14 protein-coding genes are annotated in these 19,270 nt (G+C 72.2%); 7 read left to right on the top strand and 7 right to left on the bottom strand.

The annotated features are described in order from the left end of the window. Nucleotides 1-22 precede the first annotated feature (22 nt). Nucleotides 23-4,240, bottom strand: coding sequence for an alpha-(1->3)-arabinofuranosyltransferase family protein (locus ACFFCA_RS08160; protein WP_375483615.1), 4,218 nt, complete (start codon nucleotides 4,238-4,240; stop codon nucleotides 23-25). Between the two features lie 114 nt (nucleotides 4,241-4,354). Here ACFFCA_RS08160 and ACFFCA_RS08155 point away from each other — a divergent pair, with 114 nt between their 5' ends. Genes ACFFCA_RS08155 through ACFFCA_RS08125 form a run of 7 tightly spaced genes read left to right on the top strand, consistent with a single transcriptional unit; the run spans nucleotide 4,355 to nucleotide 10,680 of the window. After that, nucleotides 4,355-5,497 carry a glycosyltransferase family 4 protein gene (locus tag ACFFCA_RS08155; RefSeq protein WP_375483613.1) on the top strand — a complete coding sequence of 381 codons (1,143 nt, stop codon included), beginning with the start codon at nucleotides 4,355-4,357 and terminating at the stop codon, nucleotides 5,495-5,497. After that, on the top strand, nucleotides 5,494-6,384 hold the full coding sequence (locus ACFFCA_RS08150; protein ID WP_375483611.1) for a decaprenyl-phosphate phosphoribosyltransferase: 891 nt from the start codon (nucleotides 5,494-5,496) through the stop codon (nucleotides 6,382-6,384). The genes ACFFCA_RS08155 and ACFFCA_RS08150 overlap by 4 nt, the downstream gene beginning before the upstream one ends. Continuing rightward, complete coding sequence (locus ACFFCA_RS08145; RefSeq protein WP_375483609.1) at nucleotides 6,377-7,693, top strand: FAD-binding protein; 1,317 nt, start codon at nucleotides 6,377-6,379, stop codon at nucleotides 7,691-7,693. The genes ACFFCA_RS08150 and ACFFCA_RS08145 overlap by 8 nt, the downstream gene beginning before the upstream one ends. After that, on the top strand, nucleotides 7,690-8,451 hold the full coding sequence (locus tag ACFFCA_RS08140) for a decaprenylphospho-beta-D-erythro-pentofuranosid-2-ulose 2-reductase (protein WP_375483607.1): 762 nt from the start codon (nucleotides 7,690-7,692) through the stop codon (nucleotides 8,449-8,451). Before ACFFCA_RS08145 ends, ACFFCA_RS08140 begins: the two co-directional genes overlap by 4 nt. Continuing rightward, nucleotides 8,448-9,341 carry a GNAT family N-acetyltransferase gene (locus tag ACFFCA_RS08135; protein WP_375483605.1) on the top strand — a complete coding sequence of 298 codons (894 nt, stop codon included), beginning with the start codon at nucleotides 8,448-8,450 and terminating at the stop codon, nucleotides 9,339-9,341. Before ACFFCA_RS08140 ends, ACFFCA_RS08135 begins: the two co-directional genes overlap by 4 nt. 23 nt (nucleotides 9,342-9,364) lie before the next feature. Then, entirely contained in the window at nucleotides 9,365-9,895 is a 531-nt protein-coding gene (locus ACFFCA_RS08130) for an RNA polymerase sigma factor (protein ID WP_375483603.1), read from the top strand. Then, entirely contained in the window at nucleotides 9,892-10,680 is a 789-nt protein-coding gene (locus tag ACFFCA_RS08125) for a hypothetical protein (protein ID WP_375483601.1), read from the top strand. Before ACFFCA_RS08130 ends, ACFFCA_RS08125 begins: the two co-directional genes overlap by 4 nt. A 66-nt stretch (nucleotides 10,681-10,746) precedes the next feature. Here the strand turns inward: ACFFCA_RS08125 and polA are convergent, their stop codons facing one another. The 6 genes from polA to ACFFCA_RS08095 form a co-directional block, all read right to left on the bottom strand. Further along, nucleotides 10,747-13,455 (bottom strand): DNA polymerase I, encoded by a 2,709-nt coding sequence (gene polA, locus ACFFCA_RS08120; RefSeq protein ID WP_375483600.1) that lies wholly within the window; start codon nucleotides 13,453-13,455, stop codon nucleotides 10,747-10,749. Nucleotides 13,456-13,487: 32 nt separating this feature from the next. Beyond that, a complete protein-coding gene (locus ACFFCA_RS08115) occupies nucleotides 13,488-14,087 on the bottom strand; it encodes a GNAT family N-acetyltransferase (RefSeq protein WP_375483598.1) in 600 nt (199 codons plus the stop codon). A gap of 171 nt (nucleotides 14,088-14,258) precedes the next feature. Further along, complete coding sequence (locus ACFFCA_RS08110) at nucleotides 14,259-15,023, bottom strand: ABC transporter ATP-binding protein (protein WP_375483596.1); 765 nt, start codon at nucleotides 15,021-15,023, stop codon at nucleotides 14,259-14,261. Continuing rightward, nucleotides 15,016-15,969: an ABC transporter ATP-binding protein gene (locus ACFFCA_RS08105; protein WP_375483594.1), complete on the bottom strand. Its 954-nt coding sequence runs from the start codon at nucleotides 15,967-15,969 to the stop codon at nucleotides 15,016-15,018. Before ACFFCA_RS08105 ends, ACFFCA_RS08110 begins: the two co-directional genes overlap by 8 nt. A gap of 1 nt (nucleotide 15,970) precedes the next feature. Further along, nucleotides 15,971-18,253, bottom strand: a complete 2,283-nt coding sequence (locus ACFFCA_RS08100; RefSeq protein WP_375483592.1) for a branched-chain amino acid ABC transporter permease — start codon at nucleotides 18,251-18,253, stop codon at nucleotides 15,971-15,973. Continuing rightward, entirely contained in the window at nucleotides 18,250-19,182 is a 933-nt protein-coding gene (locus ACFFCA_RS08095; protein WP_375483590.1) for a branched-chain amino acid ABC transporter permease, read from the bottom strand. Before ACFFCA_RS08095 ends, ACFFCA_RS08100 begins: the two co-directional genes overlap by 4 nt. Nucleotides 19,183-19,270 lie beyond the last annotated feature (88 nt).

Below are 19,270 nucleotides of genomic sequence, written 5' to 3'. Positions count from 1 at the left end.
AGCGTGGTGACGATCTACCTGCTCACCCTGGCGTTGACGATCCCGGTGGCCGGTCTGGCGTTCCGCTGGCTCGAACGCCCGGCGATGAGTCTGCGTCGGCTCGTCCCGTCGCGGCGTCGGTCGGCCCCGACGCGGCCCCCGGACGTCGCGACAGACGCGTGACCAAGCCGCCGGACGTCGCAGCGACCACGGCGATCAGGCACAGGAGTTGCGTCGAGGCGGAGTCGGCGACGTAGTGCGTGGTGCCGTAATGGCCCACCGCCAGGCGCAGCCCGGCCAGGACGGCGGCCGCGGCCGCCAGCGCCGGTACGACCGCGGCTCGTGCGCGCGGACCGGCCACGACACCGGTCACGAGGCGCACCACCAGCGCCCCGGCGACCGGCACGAGCACGGCGACCGCCAGCCCGGCATAGCCGCCGACGAGCACGGCAGCCGCGGCGCCGAGAGCCGTGGTCACGACGTCCGGCCGGTAGGAACCCAGGTCGGTGGCCCGGCGGCGGCGTGCCGGCACCAGGAGCAGCCCGAGCAGCACGGCCACGGCCACCGCGCCGACGATCAGGCCGGCCGCGTACTCCGTCTGCGGTCCGTAGGTGAGGTGGACGGTCGTGGCCGCCCCGGCGGGCACGACGTAGGCCTGCCGCCAGCCGTCGACGGCCACGGCCCGCAGGGTGTGGCCGCCGGCCGTCGCGTGCCAGCCGGCGTTGACGTTCTCGTTGACGACGAGCAGGGCCGACGAGCTCCGGGCCGCGAGGTGCACGCTGCGTGCGGTCGAACCCCAGGAGCGCACCGACGCGGCCGGGCCCGCCGAGGTCGTTGCCGCCCGCCGCTGCAGCGTCACCGAGGCGGCGGTGAACAACGCCGACGACGCCATCGTCACGCGGTGCCCGCCCGCCGCGAGCGTGACGTCGGAGGTCCCGCAGGGGTGGGCCTCGATCCCGACACGGTCGCGGAGCGCTCCCACCGTGGTGTCGACCGACGTCTGCACGACCGCGTCGTCGATCACGACCGACGGCCCGGAGCCGCACCGGAGGTGGACGGCGACGTTCTCGGTGGCCGCCCGGGACGTCGTGGCCACGCCGGGCACCCGGATCTCGCTGAGCCCGAGACCGAGCCGCCCCGGCCCCACGGACGAGTCGACGCTCGTGCGCAGACCGGTGCCGCTGAGCAGGTGCACCGTCAGCCGGTTCGTGCGCAGCGCCGGGAACCGGACGGAGCCGTCGGGCTCGACCGCCGCCAGGACCGATTGGCCCTTCGCGTCGGTGATGCGGAGCGCGTCCGGTCGTGTCGCGGCCAGAGAGTCGTCCTTCACGACCTTGAGCGAGCCGACCGAGCGGGTCTGCTTCCATCGCAGGGTGATGGAGGGGTCGCGATCGGTGGATGCGGCGATCCAACCGGTGCCGGTGTCCCCGTCGACGGCGGTCTGCGGTGCGGCGAGCGGGTCGTCGACGGCGGACGAGCTGGCCGTGGCGGTGAGCGCGTAGCGAGCGTTGCGGGCGATCAGCGCATCGAGCGCCGATCCGGCCGTGGGCACGACAGCCACCCCGAGCCGGTAGGCCGCGCCGCGGCCGGTCGTGAACGACCGGTCGAGGCCGGCGTCGTCCTCGCCGAGACGGGCGAGCCCGGCGGCGCAGTACGGTTCGTTGCCGAGCAGCGGGCAACCCGTGCGGGCCGGCCCCGCGCTCAGCGCGACCGTGTCGACGGCGCGGTCACGCGGGGTGTCGCGGGGCAGGACCAGCGTCCGCCCGATGCGGACGCCGGGGACGTCGACCGCGGTGACACCGACATGGCCGGTCAGCGGGCCGCGCACCGCAGCGATCTCGAGCCGCAGGAACGAGGTAGGTCCGGACGGCACCGGCACGGCCACCGCGCCGTTCCCGGCCGGCACCGCGACGTCGCTCGACCCGCGTTGCGTCGTGACCCTGAGTTCGGTGATGCGTTGCGTCGCCGCGGCCGACTGGGTGACGGTGACCGACGACAGCGACGGGCGACCGTCGAGGTCGACCCGTAACCACTGCCCGACCGGTGCCGTCCCCACGGCCGGTTGCCAGGCCGTCCGGGGGTCGCGGTCGGAGGCGGCGTACGGCTGCGCCGACGGCTCGGGCGCGGTGGCGTTCGTGGCGTCCGACGCCGACGACGACGCGGTGACGTCGCGTGCGCCGACGAAGCGCACGACGCTCTGGTGGCGGACGCCGTCGACGGCCAGGTAGTTCATCACGCGGCGGCGCAGCCGGCCGTCGTCCGTCGCGGTCAGCGTGGCCGAGCGTTGCCCGACCGGGCCGCCGTAATTGACCTCCTGGCGCCGGTTGCCGTCGGTGAGCACGACAGTCGAACCGAGGGAGTCACCCGGCTGGCCGGCGAGCACGGCCGGCCGACCCTGAGCCACGACGCCCGGGGTCGACAGCAGCGATTCCGGCCCACCGCTGAGACGCACCGTGGACCCCGTCGTGGCGGTGGTGACCCGCGCGTCACCCTCGCCCGGAGCGGACACGCGGTAGATCTGCACGCTGGGGAAGCTGCCGCGCAGGCCCTGGTCGAGCTGCCCGTTCGCGATGCCGGTCGGCGGCCCGAGATTCTTCACCACCTGGATGCCCGGCGACGCGGTCAGCGCGGCAGCGACGAGCACCGGTTCGGTGGCCGACACTCCGGTGACGTCGAGGTCGTTGCGCACCACCAGGTACCGGATGCCGGTCCGCGCCAGGTACGCAGCGAGGTCCGGCGAACCGGCGCCGTCGGCGAGCGCGGTCTCGACGGCGTCGAGCATGCGGATGTGCCCCGGGCTCGTCATCGGGATCGCGTTGCGCACCTCCCACGGCGACGACGCGAGCGCCTGCAGCGGCTCGTCCAGCGGGCTGCCCCAGGCGTACTGACCGAACCGGGACGCGGGCAGCAGCAGCGCACGGCCCCGGTCACCGTCGTGGCGGTGCAGCCACGACGCGGTCGAGCGCCAGTACGTCGGCAGGGCCGTGAAACTGCCGGGCGCGTTCAACCGCAGCGCGAGGAGCGGCGTCGCCGTGCCGATCACGGCGATGGCGACGACCGCCGCCCCGACCCGCGAGGTCACGCGGCGGTCCAGGACCGTCCGACCCCAGCGCAGGCGCGGCACGACGTGGGCCAGGCCGAGCACGAGCGGGAGCCGGATCAGCACGTCGAACTTGTGGATGTTGCGCAACGGCGCCAGCAGCGTGTCCAGCATCGACCGCTCGCCCGCCGCCGCGACGCTGCCGATCGACGCTCCGTGCCCGAAGGTGACGGCCACCAGCCCGAAGGCCAGGCAGGCGACGAGCCACACGCGGTGCGGGGTACGACGCAGCGCGATGCCGGCCAGGCCGAAGGCGACCACGAGCAGCGACTCGAGCACGAGGACGGGCTGGGTCAGCAGCAGGCGGCCGGCCGGGTTGCCGTCCGTCGGCAGGTAGGAGACCCAGTCCGAGGTGCCGCGCAGCGTCTCGGCCAGCGCCGTGGTCGACGTCGTGATGCGCGCGTTCTCGATGTAGTCGAGGAACGGTGGGCTGTAGCGACCGAGCAGCAGCAGCGGGACGACCCACCACAGCGTGGCCAGGACCGCGCCGGCCACGGCCCAGAGGGCCAGCCTGATCGAGTCGCGGCTCACGCGTCGGGTCAGCAGCCACAGTGCCGCGGGGACGACGGCAGCGAGGTCGGCGGCCGCATTCACCCCGCCCATGCACAGCACGGCGAGGCCGCACAGCAACCCGGCTCGACGCGCCGACGCGCCACTGCGGGAACCGAGCACGAGCGGCAGCACGATCCACGGCGCTACACACATCGGCAGGATCTCGACGGAGTTGGTTCCCAGCAGGCTCAGGATGTGCGGCGACGCGGCGTACGCGACCCCGGCGAGCAGCCGCGACCAGGAGCTGCCGAGGCCCAGGGCGCGCGCCAGCCGCACGACGCCGAGGAACGCGACGCAGAGCAACAACGACCACCACGACCGCTGCACGACCCAGGCCGGCAGCCCGACCGCGTGCCCCGCGAGGAAGAACGGGCCCATCGGGAAGAGGTAGCCGTAGGCCTGGTCCTGCGTCTGGCCCGCGAACCCCTGCGCGTCCCACAGATGCAGGGACCGGGCGAGGAACGCGGCGGGGTCGACGTCGAGGTCGAGCTTGGTGTCCGGGGTGAGCAGTCCGGACCCCGAGTTGAAGGCGAAACCCGTGAGCGCCAGGCAGATCACGAGCTGTCTGAGCCGCCAGATCAGCGTCGTCGAACGTCCAGCAGACGGCACGTTCGGTCAGTCTCCAGACGAGCTTGGGCAGTGGTGTCCGGCAACACCGCCGGTACCGTACATTAACCGTCGATAACCGGTGCCGGCCGGTCGATTGTGGTGAGAATGTCTGCCTTGTCGCGTGCGCGCGAACCGATTCGCGCGCGCCCTCGCATCGTCTTCCTCAACTGGCGGGACACGACCCACCCCGAGGGGGGCGGGTCCGAGCTCTACGTCGAACGGGTCGCGGCCGGGTTGGCGCAGCTCGGGCACGACGTCACCCTGTTCTGCTCGAGGCACGGCGACGCGCCGGCCGAGCAGCGTCTGCCCGACGGCGTCCGCATCCTGCGTCGCGGCGGACGCCACAGCGTGTACCTGCACGCAGCCCGGGCCTACCTGCGCGGGGACCTCGGGCGGCCGGACGTCGTGGTGGAGGTGCACAACGGCGTCCCGTTCCTGGCGCGGCTGTGGGCCCGACGCAGCAAGGTCGTGGTCCTCGTGCACCACGTGCACCGCGAGCAGTGGCAGGTGCTGTTCGGGCCGGTCCGCGCCCGCATCGGGTGGTGGGCCGAGTCCCGGCTGGCGCCGTGGGTGAACCGCCGCCAGCAGTACGTCACCGTCTCGGACGCGACGCGCACCGAGCTCGCCGGTCTCGGCCTCGACCCCGAGCGCATCCGGGTCGTGCACAACGGCACGGACGCGCCCGCCGAGTGCACCGCACCGAAGTCCACGAGCCCGACGCTGCTGTCACTGAGCCGTCTGGTTCCCCACAAGCGCATCGAGATCGCGCTCGACGCGGTGGCGACGCTGCGCGAGGAGTTCCCCGACCTGGTGCTGACCGTGGCCGGACGCGGGTGGTGGTCCGAGCCGCTGCGACGGCACGCGGCCGACCGCGGCCTCACCGACGCCGTGCGCTTCGTCGGATGGGTGTCCGAGGACGAGCGCAACCGCCTGCTCGCCGAGAGCTGGATCCTGCTCGTCCCGTCGGTCAAGGAGGGGTGGGGCCTGGTGGTCGTCGAGGCCGGCGCGCGCGGCACGCCGAGCATCGCCTTCGCGCAGAGCGGCGGTCTCACCGAGTCGGTCGTCGACGGCGTCACCGGGGTGCTCGTACCGCACGACGACGTCGACGGGTTCGTCGCCGCAGTCGGCACGCTGGTGCGCGACCCGGACACCCTGCGCCGGATGGGTACCGAGGCGATCACGCACGCGCGGCGCTACACGTGGGACGCGACCGTCAAGGACTTCGCGGACCTGCTCGAGACGGTGGGCCGCCCGTGACCACGGTGTCGGCGTCGACCCGACGGGTCGCGCTCCCGCCGTACCTCGCGATCCTGCGGCCGGAGCACTGGATCAAGAACGTGCTGGTCGCGGCCGCACCGCTCGCCGCCGGCATGCTCGGCCGCGAGCACGTCGCGATCGCGACCGCACAGGCCTTCGTCGCCTTCTGCCTCGCGGCGAGCGCCGTGTACTGCGTCAACGACGTCTGCGATGTCGAACGCGATCGTCATCACCCCCGCAAACGGCTGCGTGCCGTCGCCAGCGGCGCGGTGCCGGTGCGCACCGCGCTGATCATCGCCGTGGTCTGCACCGGTGCGTCGATCGCCCTGTGCAGCACCAACTCCCTGCGCCTGGTCATCGGGATCTACCTGGTCCTGAACATCGCCTACTCGCTGGGCCTGAAGAACGAGCCGGTCGTCGAGCTGTGCATCGTCGCGTCGGGGTTCCTGCTGCGCGCGGTGGGCGGTGGTCCGGCCAACCACATCCCGCTGTCGCGGTGGTTCCTGCTCGTCGCCGGCTTCGGGTCGCTCGTGCTGGTGGCCGGCAAGCGGCTGTCCGAACTCGTGCAGCTCGACGGGAAGGAACCCGTCACCCGGCCGATGCTGGCCCGCTACCACGCGTCCTACCTGCGCATGGTGCTGGGAATCGCAGCTGCGGTCACGATGTCGGCGTACGTGCTCTGGGCCTTCGATGTCGGGGCCCACCGGACCGGCTTCCCGTGGGCGACACTGTCGATCGTGCCGCTCGTGGTCGCCCTGCTGCGCTACCTGCTCGACGCCGACGCCGGACGCGCCGAGGCACCCGAGCGGTTCCTGGTCACCGACCGCACCCTGCAGTTCCTGGGTGTCGCCTGGTTCGCCATCTTCCTGCTCGCGGTCCGTGGCTGACCCGGCCCTGCTCAGCGGCTGGGGGCGGACCGCGCCGAGCCGGGCGTCCGTCGTCCACCCCGTCTCGACCGACGAGGTGGCGTCCGTCGTGGCGTCGGCCGGCCCACGGGGTGTGCTCGCCCGGGGCGCGGGCCGTTCCTACGGCGACGCCGCGCAGAACGGCGGCGGCACGGTGGTGTCCACACGTGACCTCACCGCGCTGGGCCCGCTCGAACCCGACGGCACCGTGACGTGTGGCGCGGGAGCGACCCTGGCCGACGTCCTGGCCCACGTCGTGCCGCGTGGCCGGATGCTGCCCGTGCTGCCGGGCACGAGCCGGGTCACGGTCGGCGGGGCCGTGGCGTTCGACGTCCACGGCAAGAACCATCCCCTGCGAGGGTCGTTCGCCCGGCACGTGGCCGACGTCGAGCTCGTCGACGGAACAGGACGAACCCGCGTGCTGACTGCCGGCAACCCGGAGTTCGACGCAACGGCCGGCGGGGCCGGGCTGACGGGCGTGATCACCGCGGTACGACTGCAGACCGCGCCGGTCGCGACGGCCTGGCTGACGCTCGACCGCACGCGCTACGACGACCTCGACGACCTCCTCGCCGCTCTCGACGACGGTCGTGGACGCGAGCACCGTGCTGCCTGGATCGACACGACCAGCCGCCGCCTCCGGGGCGTGCTCGACCAGGCCGACCACGCCCTGCTCGGAGCCGTGCCCGCAGGCCACGAGCCGCTCGACCGCCGCCCGCGACGAGGCCTGCCGACGCCCGCGTGGACGCCCGCCCGCACCCTCACCCCGCGCCGCATCGCGGCCTTCAACGCGGCGCGGTTCCACGGCTCGCCGCGCCGGTCCCGCGGCCAGGTGGTGCCGCTGGACGCCGGGCACTTCCCGCTCGACCGGGTATCGGGCTGGAACCGGCTCTACGGCGCGGCCGGGTTCGTGCAGTACCAGTGCGCGACGCCGACGGCGTCCGGGTGCGTCGCGGTGCTCGAGCTGCTGCGACGGCGGCGCGCGCCGGCGTTCCTCGTCGTCCTGAAACGCCTGGGCCCCGGCGCGTCGGGTCACCTCTCCTTCCCCGTCGAGGGCTGGACGCTGGCCGTCGACCTGCCGGCCGACCCGGCGCTGCACGCGGTGCTGGACGACTGCGACGAGCTGGTCGCCGCGGCCGCCGGCCGGGTGTATCTGGCGAAGGACGCGCGCCTGCGGCCGGACCTGGTGGCCGGCATGTACCCACGGCTCGACGAGTGGCGGGCCGTGCGCGCGGACCTGGACCCGCGCGGCGTCTTCGCCTCGGATCTCGCCCGTAGGCTCGCCCTGTGATCGACGGGCTGCACGCACCGCAATCCGTGCTGCTCCTGGGTGGCACGTCGGACATCGGGCTGGCGATCGTCGCACGACTGGCCGACGGCGGACGGCTCCGGCGGGTGGTCCTGGCCGGGCGTCCGGGCCGGCGGCTGGACGAGGCCGCCGAGCAGGTCCGCGCCCACGGCGTGGACGACGTCGAGGTGGTCGACTTCGACGCCACCGCGCCGGCCGACCATGCCGAGGTCGCCGCCGCCGCGTTCGCCAAGGGCGACATCGACGTCACGGTCGTCGCTGCGGGCGTGCTGCCGGACCAGGCAGCGATGCTCGCCGACCCCGCGTCGTCGGTCGCGGTGTTGACCGCGAACTACGTCGGGCCGGTGTCGATGATGCTCTGGGTGGCGCAGCGCCTGCGCGAGCAGGGGCACGGCGTGCTCGTCGTGCTGTCGTCCGTCGCCGGCGAGCGGCCGCGGCGCAGCAACTTCGTGTACGGGTCGACGAAGGCCGGCCTCGACGCGGTCGCGACCGGGCTCGGGGACGAGCTGGCCGGCAGCGGTGCGTCCGTGCTCGTCGTGCGGCCCGGGTTCGTGCGCTCCCGGATGACGGCGGGCCTGGCCGCAGCGCCGCTCGCGACCGACCCGGCGGCGGTGGCCGACGCGGTCGCGGCCCAGCTCGGCCGTGGTACCCGGACCGTGTGGGTCCCCGGCCTGCTGCGCTGGGTCATGCTCGGCCTGCGGGTGCTGCCGCGTGCGGTGTTCCGCCGGCTCCCACTGTGACGATCAGGGCCGCCACCCGCGCCGACGTCCCGGCGGTCGCCGACCTGCACCGCCGCCACGACACCGCCTGGTTCGGCGCGCCGGAGACCGACGAGCGGGAGACGACGGAGCGGTTCGACCTGGTCGGCGACCTGTCGGTGAACACCCGGCTCGTGTCCGACGGCGACCGTCTCGTCGCCGCGGCTTGGCGGTTCTCGACGGAGGCGGGCCTGGTCGTCGACCCGGACGCCGACGCCCCCACCGTCCACGCCGACCTGCTGGGCTGGCTCGAGGGCGGACACGGCGAGCGCGTCTCGGTGCTCGACCGCGACACGGTGCTGCGCGACACCCTGGCCGGGCGGGGCTGGACCCACCGCCACTCGGTGTTCGACCTGCGCCGTGCCTTCGACGACGGCTGGTCACTGCCCGCACCGACGTGGGCCGACGGCGTGACGGTGCGCGACTACGCGCCGGACGACGCGGTGGCCCTGCACCGGCTGATCTACGACGACGCGCGTTTCGCCGACGAGCCCGGGCACGACCTGCGCCCGCTCGAGGAGTGGCAGCGGCTGTTCGTCATGGGCCGCTTGCCGCAGGAGCTACCGCTGCTCGCCTGTCGCGGGCCACGCATCGTGGGTACCGCGATCGGTCGCACCCACAGCGACGGCACGGGATGGATCAACCAGTTCGCGGTGGCCGGGAGCGAGCGAGGTCAGGGGATCGGCACGGCCGTGATGGCTGCCTACTTCGCCCGGCAGCGCGACGCCGGGGCCACTGCCGCCGGTCTGGCGGTCATGGCCACGAACCGTGACGCCCTGCGCCTGTACCGGTCCTTTGGGCTCGAGGTCGTGCGCGAGCACCTGCTGTTCGCACCTCCCCCTACCGACTCCGAAGGACCTGCAACACGCTGACGTCGAGCCGCGTCGAAGAGGATGTGGACCGGTTCGAGGACGTCGTGGCGGCAGAGCTCCCCGGGCTGCTGCGTTACGCGACCGCGCTCTCCGGCGACCCGCACCAGGCGCACGACATCGTGCAGGAGGTCCTGACCCGGGCGTACGTGCGCTGGGAAACCGTCGGGGGTGCGGACCGGCCGAACGCCTACCTGATGACCATGGTCACGAACGAGTTCCTGTCCTGGCGGCGACGGTGGCACACCCGCACGGTGGCGACCCTGGGACCCGACGTCATCGAACACTCGACACCGCCGGGACGCGACCACAGCGAGGACGTCGCCGAACGCGACGATCTCGACCGGCGCCTGGCGCGCCTGCCCCGCCGGCAGCAGGCCGCGCTCGTCCTGCGCTTCTACCAGGGCCTCGACTACGCCGAGTCCGCGCAGGTCCTCGGGTGCGCCGAGGGCACGGTGCGCTCGGCGGTCTCGCGCGGGCTGGCCACCCTGCGCCTCGAGGCCGGGCCGGTCGACCGCCGTGCCCCCGCTCCCCTGACCCGTACGGAGACGCCATGACCAGCGAGACGCTGCGCGACGTCCTGGAACGCCGCGCCCGACGCGCCGACCCGTCGGCCGCCGACGATCCAGCGGCGGTCGTCGCTGTGATCCGTGAACGCGCCGAGCACCGGCGCCGCACCCGCCGCAACGCCACCGCTGCAGCGGGCGGGGTGACCCTCGTCGCCGCGCTCGTCGTCGGTGCCGTGGTGCTGCCGTCGTCCGGGCACCGCCCCGGCAGCGCACCGGCCGGCGGCCCGGCCGCGACGTCGGTGTCGTCGTCACCCCAGGTGCGCTCGTCGGAAGCCGCCGCCGCCCGCTCGGCCGCGCAGGCCGCGGTGTCGGCCGCATCCTCGGCCGCGGCGGTCCGGTCACGGGCTGCCGCGTCGCTGAGCTCCGCGTCCACACCGGTTCGCAGCCTCGTCAAGGTGACGACCCCGAAGGCAGCCGCCGTGGCCGTCGGCCTCGTGCCTGAGGGTTGGCGCTACTCCGGGCACGCCGGCCCGAACACGTTCTACGCACCGACGTCCGCGACGCCGAGCAACAGCCCGGACTTCCCGTCGGTGATCGTGGTCGACGTGCACGACCGGGCCGGCACCCCCGACAGCGCGTACCCGCTGCGTGTCGACGGGCGCCGGGTGCGCTACGGCACGGACAGTGGCGTGACGATCGTGGCCGTCGTCGTCGACGCCACGACGGACCTGGACATTCAGTTGCCGGCGTCGGCCCCGGTGACGCGCAGCCAGGCCCTGCGCATAGCCGGGTCGGTTGTGCTGCGCAGCAAGGCCGAGAAGACGCACGGCTGAGCGGGCACGCCTCTGCGACGCGACCGACGGCACTACCTCACGGACGGACGGCCGAGCGGCGACGGGTCAGTGCGCGGCGTCGTGCCACGTCCGGCCGACGCCGACGGACACGTCCATCGGCACGTCCAGCTGGAAGGCCCCGCCCATCTGACGGCGCACCAGCTCCTCGACGGCCTCGCGCTCACCGGGCGCGATCTCGAGCACGAGTTCGTCGTGCACCTGCAGCAACAGCCGCGAGCGCAGGGCCGACTCGGACAGCTCGCGATGCACGCCCAGCATCGCCACCTTGATGATGTCGGCGGCGCTGCCCTGGATCGGGGCGTTCAGCGCGGCGCGCTCGGCCATCTCGCGCAGGTTGCGGTTGTCGCTGGTGAGGTTGGTCAGATAGCGACGGCGACCCATGATCGTCTCGGTGTAGCCCGACTGCCGGGCACCCTCGACGACCGAGTGCAGGTAGTCGCGCACCCCGCCGAAGCGGGTGAAGTAGGCGTCCATCTGGGCGCGGGCCTCGTCGGCGCCGATCTTGAGCTGCTTGGACAGCCCGAACGCCGACAGCCCGTAGGCCAGCCCGTAACTCATCGCCTTGATCCGGCGACGCATCTCCGGGTCGACCGCGTCGGTGGGGATGTCGAAGGCGCGCGACGCGACGAAGGTGTGCAGGTCCTCGCCGGTGTTGAACGCCTCCTTGAGGCCGGCGTCGTCGGACAGGTGCGCCATGATGCGCATCTCGATCTGGCTGTAGTCGGCGGTCATCAACGACTCGAAGCCCTCGCCGACCACGAAGGTCTCGCGGATGCGTCGGCCCTCGGCGGTCCGGACCGGGATGTTCTGCAGGTTCGGGTCGGTCGAGCTCAGCCGCCCGGTGGCCGCGACCGTCTGGTTGAACGTGGTGTGGATGCGCCCGTGCTCGTCGACCAGCGGCAGCAGCCCGTCGACGACGGACTTCAGCCGCGCGACCTCGCGGTGGCGCAGCAGCAGCTCCAGCACGGGGTGCTGGGTCTTGGCGTACAGGTCGGCCAGCGAGTCGGCGTCGGTGGTGTAGCCGGTCTTGATGCGCTTGGTCTTGGGCAGCTCGTACTGGTCGAACAGGATCTCCTGCAGCTGCTTCGGCGAGCCCAGGTTGAACTCGCGCCCGACCAGTTGGTGGGCGTCCTGCTCGACGGTCTTCACGTTGGCACCGAGCTCGGCCTGCAGGTCCAGCAGGGCGTCGGTGTCGGTGGCGATCCCCACCGCCTCCATGTCGGCGAGCACGTAGGCCAGCGGCAGCTCCATGGTGTGCAGGAGATCGAGCGCGTTGCTCGCGTCCAGCTCGGTGTCGAAGACGTCGGCGAGATCGCGGACGGCGCTGGCCCGCACGGCCTCGACCTCGGCGAGCGCGTTGTCGGACTCCTCGACGCCGCCGTCGAGGGTCAGCTGGCCGGACTCGCCGTCGAGCTCGTTGCTGCGCAGCTCGCGATGCAGGTAGCGCAGGGCCAGATCGGCGAGGTCGAAGGCGCGGGTGTCCGGACGCAGCAGGTAGGCGGCCAGCTGGGTGTCGTCGCTGACCCCGGCGAGCGACCAGCCGTGCTGACGCAGGGCCAGCAGCGGCCCCTTGACGTCGTGCACGGCCTTCGGCACGCCGGCGTCGGCGAGCCAGGACGCGAGCACCTTGTCGTCGTCGGGGCTGAGGGTCTCGGGGTCGATGAACGCCGCGGCGCCGTCGGCACCGGCCAGGCCGATGCCGGTGAGCGTGCCGACGCCGCGCCCCCACGTGCCGCGGAAGGAAACGCCGACGCGCCCGGCGCCACGGGCGTGCTCGTCGAGCCACTGGGCGATCTCGTCGACGGCCAGCCGCTCGACCGACACGTCGAAGCCCTCGTCGGCCTCGGGCGCGGCCGCTTCGACGGTGGCGAACAACCGCTCGCGCAGCACCCGGAACTGCAGGTCGTCGAACAGGCGGTGCACCTCGTCGCGGTCCCACTGCTGGCGGGCCAGGGCGTCGAGCTCGACGTCGAGCTGTACGTCGCGCACCAGCTCGGTCAGGCGGCGGTTCAGCGCGACGGACGCGACGTGCTCGCGCAGCGCGTCGCCGACCTTGCCCTTCACGGTGTCGACGCGCTCGATGAGCTCCTGGAGCGTGCCGTACTCGCGCACCCACTTGGCGGCGGTCTTCTCGCCGACCCCCGGGATACCGGGCAGGTTGTCGCTGGGGTCACCCCGCAGCGCGGCAAAGTCCGGGTACTGGGCCGGGGTGAGGTCGTATTTCGACTGGACCTCCTCCGGGGTGAAGCGGGTCATGTCGCTGACCCCGCGGCGCGGATAGAGGACCGTGACCTGGTCGGTGACCAGCTGCAGGGCGTCCCGGTCGCCGGTGCAGATCAGCACGTCCATGCCCGCCGCGGTGGCCCGCGTGGTGACGGTGGCGATGACGTCGTCGGCCTCGAAACCGTCGACCATCAGCGCCGGGATGCGCAGGGCCTCGAGGACCTCGCGGATGAGGGTGACCTGGCCCCGGAAATCATCGGGCGTCTCGCTGCGACCGGCTTTGTAGGCGGTGTAGACCTCGCTCCGGAACGTCTTGCGGGACACGTCGAAGGCCACCGCGACGTGGGTGGGTTCCTCGTCGCGCAGCAGGTTGATGAGCATCGAGGTGAAGCCGAACACGGCGTTGGTGGGCTGGCCGGTCGTGGTGGACATCTCGACCTCGCGCAGCGCGTAGAAGGCGCGGTAGGCGAGGGAGTGCCCGTCGAGCAGCAGCAGTCTGGGAGTTGGCGTGCTCGGGGTCTTGGTGGCCACGCCTCCACCCTAGGCGGCGCCTCCGACAGGCGTCAGGCCCCGCGGCTCGCCGCACGTGCGACCGCGGCGGGCCGGTGGCTGCGCGCGAGACGCGCACGGCGCAGCACCGCGGTACCGGCGCCGGCGTCGGTCATGCCGAGGCTGCGGCGCAGGGTGGTGGTCGGGGCCAGACGGTGCACGACCAGAGGCGCGAAACCGAGCCTGGCCAGGTACCGGTTGGCCTCCCGGGACCCGGCCGCGGCGGTCGCGAGGATGCGGTCGACACCCCGGTCCTCGGCGAGGTGCACGGCGCCGGCCAGCAGGGCCCGGCCCGTGCCGCGCCGACGTTGCCGCGGGGCGACGAGCAGGTGGGTGACGTGCAGGACGGGCGTCAGGTCGATGGCACCGATCTCGTCGCAGCGGGCGGCCAGCATGCCGACCACGACTTCGTCCTCGGCCACGGCGACGAGCAGCACGCGCTCCGGCTCGGCCAGGATCTGGTGCAGCCGCTCGGTGAGGTGCTCCTCGCTCGGGTCGGCCAGGGCCTTGCCGCTGAACACCCCGCTGCCGGTGTCGATCGCGCCGATCAGGCGGGTCAGGTCGGGCACATCGCTGGTTCCGGCCGGCCGTACCCGCACCACCGAACGCGTCACGACGTCTCCCTCCAGACGTTGCGTGCCTACCCACGGCGCCGTGCGCCGCACTGACTCTCCACCCGATGTAGGTGCAGGCGCAACCATAGAACGCGCATTCGGGACACGGCAGACCGGGTACCCGAGGTAGCGACGGCACGCCCCGGGCCGGGCCGCGCAGCCCCGGCGGGGCTAGGAGACCGCGATCTCCTCGCCGAGGTAGGCGGCCCGGATGCGGTCGTCGGCGAGCAGCTCGCGACCCGTGCCCTCGAGCACGATCTCGCCCGTCTCGAGCACGTACCCGCGATCGGCCAGCGCGAGGGCCTGGGCGGCGTTCTGCTCGACGAGCAGCACCGTCACCCCGCTGTCGTTGATCTCGCGGATGATCTCGAAGATCTGGGCCACGATCAGCGGCGCCAGGCCCATCGACGGCTCGTCGAGCAGGAGCAACCGCGGTTTGCCCATGATGGCCCGGCCGATGGCCAGCATCTGCTGCTCACCGCCGGACAGCGTGCCGGCCTGCTGGCGGAACCGCTCCCGCAGCCGCGGGAACATCGTCAGCACCCGTTCCATGTCGTCGGCGTCGACGGACTTGAAGCGGAACGCCCCCATGTCCAGGTTCTCGGCGACGGTCATCCGGGGGAAGACGTGGCGCCCCTCCGGGACGTGACAGACGCCCAGCTTGATCAGCTCGTGGGCAGGGATGCCGTCGATGCGCCGGCCCTCGAGGGTGATGCTGCCGAGCGCGGGCGACAGCATGCCCGACACGGTCTTCTGGGTGGTGGTCTTGCCGGCCCCGTTGGCCCCGAGCAGGGCCACGATCTCGCCGGTGTTGACCGTGAAGCTGATGCCCTTGAGCGCGGCGATGGCCCCGTACCGGACCTCGATGTCGTCGACCTCGAGCAGCGGCGTCGGTGCGGCCGATGCGTCCTTGGTGAGCGAGGGGGCGTCAGGCATCGTCGGCGTCCAGTTCGGCAGGGTGCTCGGCATGGTGCTCGGCAGGGTGCGCCGGGGCGTGGGTGTCGATGAGATGCAGCTCGGGCTGGTCACCCATGGTCTCGGCTGCCTCCTCGGTGCTGCTGCCGAGGTAGGCCGCGACCACGGCCGGGTCCTTCTGGATCTGCTGCGGCGTGCCCTCGGCGATCTTCTCCCCGAAGTTCAGGACGACGATCCGGTCGGCGACGGACATGACGAGCTTCATGTCGTGCTCGATGAGCAGCACGCTGATGTTGCGCTCGGTGTTGATCCGGGTGATGAGCTCGGCGAGTTCACGCTTCTCGACCGGGTTGGTACCGGCCGCCGGCTCGTCGAGCAGCAGCACTCCCGGGTCGGTCGCCAGCCCGCGCGCGATCTCGAGCCGCCGCTGCTCGCCGTAGGCCAACGAACCGGCGAGGTCGTTGGCACGCTGATCGAGGCCGACCTCCTTGAGCAGGGCATAGCCCTGCGCCGTGCTCTCGCGCTCCTCCCGACGCTGGCGGGGCAGGCCCAGCATGGCCGAGACGGGGCCCGACTTCTGTCTCGTCTCGAACGCCACCTTGACGTTCTCCAGCGCGGTCAGGGCCGGGAACAACCGGATGTTCTGGAACGTCCGGGCGACACCGAGGCGGTTGATGAGGTGCGTCTTCATGCCGATGACGCTCACGGCGGCAGCGCCCTCGCGGGCGGTCACGGTGATGCGTCCCTCCTGGGGGCTGTAGACCCCGGTGAGGGAGTTGAACAGCGAGGTCTTGCCCGCGCCGTTCGGCCCGATGACAGCGAGGATCTCGCCCCGGTACATCTGCGCCGACACGTCGTTGAGGCTGATCACGCCACCGAAGCGCAACGTGACGTGCTCGACGTCGAGGACGACGTCGCCACCCCGCACGGAGCCGTCCCGCACGGGGCCGTCCTGAACAGCGGTCATGTCACAGTCCTTCACTGGCCGGGACGGCGCGCGTCTCTGACCGTGGCGAGTCGTCGAGACCGTGCATCTCGATCTTCCGGCGACGTGCCGGGATCAGGCCCGCGGGGCGGAAGATCATCATGGCGATGACGACGGCACCGATCCACATCAGCTTGTCCTGCTGCGGCACCTGGTCCTGCAGGAAACGCGGCAGCCAGGTGAGCATGGCCGCGCCGGCCATGGCCCCCGACAGCGAGCCCATGCCGCCGAACACGACGTAGGCCACGATGAGGATCGAGTTGTTCAGGACGAAGTTGTCCGGCGTGAACGAGCCGATCTGCGTCGCGAAGAAGACACCGGCGATACCCGAGGTCGATGCCCCGATCGCGAAGGCCAGCAGCTTGGTCTGGGTGGTGTTGATGCCCATGGCCTGGGCCGCGACCTCGTCCTCGCGCACGGCGGCCCACGAGCGACCCAGGCGCGAGTTCTCGAGCCGGCGGAAGGCCAGCACGATCACGACGAAGATGACGAGCAGCAGGTACCAGTACTGCAGCTGCGCGAGACCCCACCGGATGTGCAGCGGCCCGATGTGGATGACCGGATTGGGCACGCCCGACGGCCCCTGGCTGCCCTTGGTGAAGCTGTCGGCGTTCACGGCGACGATGCGGATGATCTCGCCGAAGCCCAGCGTCACGATGGCCAGGTAGTCGCCACGTAGTCGTAGGGTCGGTGCGCCGAGCGCGAGCCCGGCGAGCAGACAGATGACGATCGCGAACGGGATCGCCCACAGCGGGCTGAGCTGCAGCCAGCTCGGCGGCTTGGCCGGCAGGGATCCGACGAGGTAGGCCGTCGTGTACGACCCGATGGCGTAGAAGGCGATGAAGCCGAGGTCGAGCAGACCGGCCCAGCCGACCACCACGTTCAGGCCCACGGCGAGCAGCATCGAGATGCCGATCTCGGACACCAGCACCTGCTGCCAGAACGGCGACGCGGTCGGCGGGTAGAACAACGCGGCGGCGATGGCGATGACGGCCACCGTGCGGGCGAAGTCCTTGCCGGACGGCTTGGGGCGCGCCAGCGCGTGCGCCGACCGTGGGACGTCGGTGTCGCCGCCGGAGGCGGTGGCGATCCGTTCGGCGACGTCGCTGGACATGGCCAGGGCGGTCTCACGCAGCCGGGGTCGCAGCGCGGCCTGCACTCCCCCGGCGCCCACGATGAACAGGGCGGCCGCGACCATCCAGCCGCCTGCGCCGAGGTTCTGCCAGGGGCCGGTGGCTCCGTCGAAGTGGTTGTTGTCGGCGCCGGTCTTGCTGATGTCGTAGAGCACGACCACGGTCATCACGGCACCGACCACGCCGATGACGCCGGTGAGCAGGCCCAGCGCCCGCTGCCGCAGGTACGCCGCCGCAGCGCCCAGCACGGCAGCGACGATCAGCAGCGTCCACCCGAGCCACTGCAGGTACATCAGCGAGAAGGAGGAGGCGAAACCGTCGAAGAAGTCGTAGGCGTCGGAGATGCGCAGGTTCTTGTCACCGGGCGAGAACCAGGTGCCGATGAGCAGGCCGAGCAGTCCGAGGATCGCGCCGAGCACGACCAGGGGCAGCCCCGGCCGGATCGAGGCGATGCGTTCGAGGGTGGCGCGGCCCGCCGCGATGTCGTCCTTGGACAGTGCGGTGGCCAGCATGGCGCTGACGATGACCGCGTAGCCGAGGATGACCGCCGCGTAGCCCAGCGAGTGGTCCGGGCCGCGCGAGGCGGCGGCGTTCGCGACGTCGCGGTGCGAGAGGTAGACGATGACGGCGGCCGCGACGCAGCCCGCGACGACCGCGAAGGCCAGCCAGCGCAAGCGCAGGATGATGGCGGCGCCACCGCCGACGACGAGCACCACGAACATCGTCCAGGCCAGCCAGGCGAAGAACGCGGTCGTCACCGGTGACAGCACGCCGCTGGCCGTCTCCGAGACGATGTCGGCGACGGCCGGGAACTTGCTGTTGCCGATCTGGTCGTTCCAGTGCATCAGAGCCTGGCCGGCCACCACGGCCAACGCCCCGGACACCAGCGGCCAGAAGCCCGGCCGGGTGACGTAGGGGACGAGGCGGGTCCGGAAGGTCAGGGCCAGGAAGATCAACACCCCGATGACCAGGAACACGACGATGCGCGGCTTGAGCACCGACTCGCGGAACCCGTAGCCGTAGTCGTTCTGCGAGCCCTCCTGGCTGCCGACCATCATGGCCAGCACGACGCCGCCGGCCAGGCACGCGACCAGCCGCTTGACCCACGGTGCGTTCAGTACCGACGTCCTCATGCCGCGCGTCCGATCCGCTCACCGAGCAGACCCGTCGGCCGGAACATCAGGACCAGGACCAGGACGACGAAGGCGACGACGTCCGTCCACTCGATCCCGATACCCGGGACGATCGGCACCATGTTCTCGACGATGCCGAGGACGAGCCCGCCGAGCATGGCACCGCGGATGTTGCCGATCCCGCCGAGCACCGCGGCGGCGAAGGCCTTCACGCCGGGCAGGAAGCCCATGTTGTAGCCGAAGTTGAAGTTGAGGCCGAACAGGAAGCCGGCCGCCCCGCCGAGCAGGCCGCCGATGACGAACGTGCGGGAGATCGTCTTGTCGATGTCGATGCCCATGAGCGCCGCGGTCGGGGCGTCCTCGGACACGGCCCGGATACCGCGACCCAACTTGGTGCGGTTCACCAGCGTGTCCAGGCCGACCATCATGACCAGCGCCGACCCGACGATGACCGCCTGCAGCACCTTGACCTGCGCGCCGTCGATGGTGAACAGCACGTTGTTCTGGTCGAAGAAGGGCGGGAACTGGTTGGTCGTCTGGCTGTTGAACACCTTGCCGGCCAGCGTCGACAGGAAGAACGAGGCGCCGATCGCGCTGATGAGGAACGCCAGCTTGGGCGCTCCGCGTTTACGCAGCGGTCGGTAGGCGACCCGTTCGAGCACCCACGCGACGGCCGCGGCGGCGACTGCGCCGGACACGACGCCGAGCAGGATCAGCAGCGGAACCGCCCAGGCCGCAGTGGCCTTGCCGTTGCCGACGACGGCGTGGATCACGAGGTAGCTGCCGAACGCCCCGGACATGAACACCTCGCTGTGCGCGAAGTTGATCAGTTGCAGCACGCCGTAGACCAGGGTGTAGCCGAGGGCGATCAGCGCGTACATCGAGCCGCGGGTGAGGCCCAGGACGAGGTAGTCGAAGAACGTCGTCATCGCTGGTGGGATGCCGTCCAATCTGGGTGGTGCGTCCGTCGTCGTCACGGCGGGAAGGTGCCGGTGACGCGTGCGGGGCGTCCCAGAC

Origin of the sequence: uncultured Jatrophihabitans sp. (assembly GCF_964252635.1) — a bacterium.
Taxonomy (GTDB): Bacteria; Actinomycetota; Actinomycetes; order Mycobacteriales; family Jatrophihabitantaceae; genus Jatrophihabitans.
Note: the sequence above shows the minus strand (reverse complement) of the source record. Positions and strands in the feature narration are given on the sequence as shown.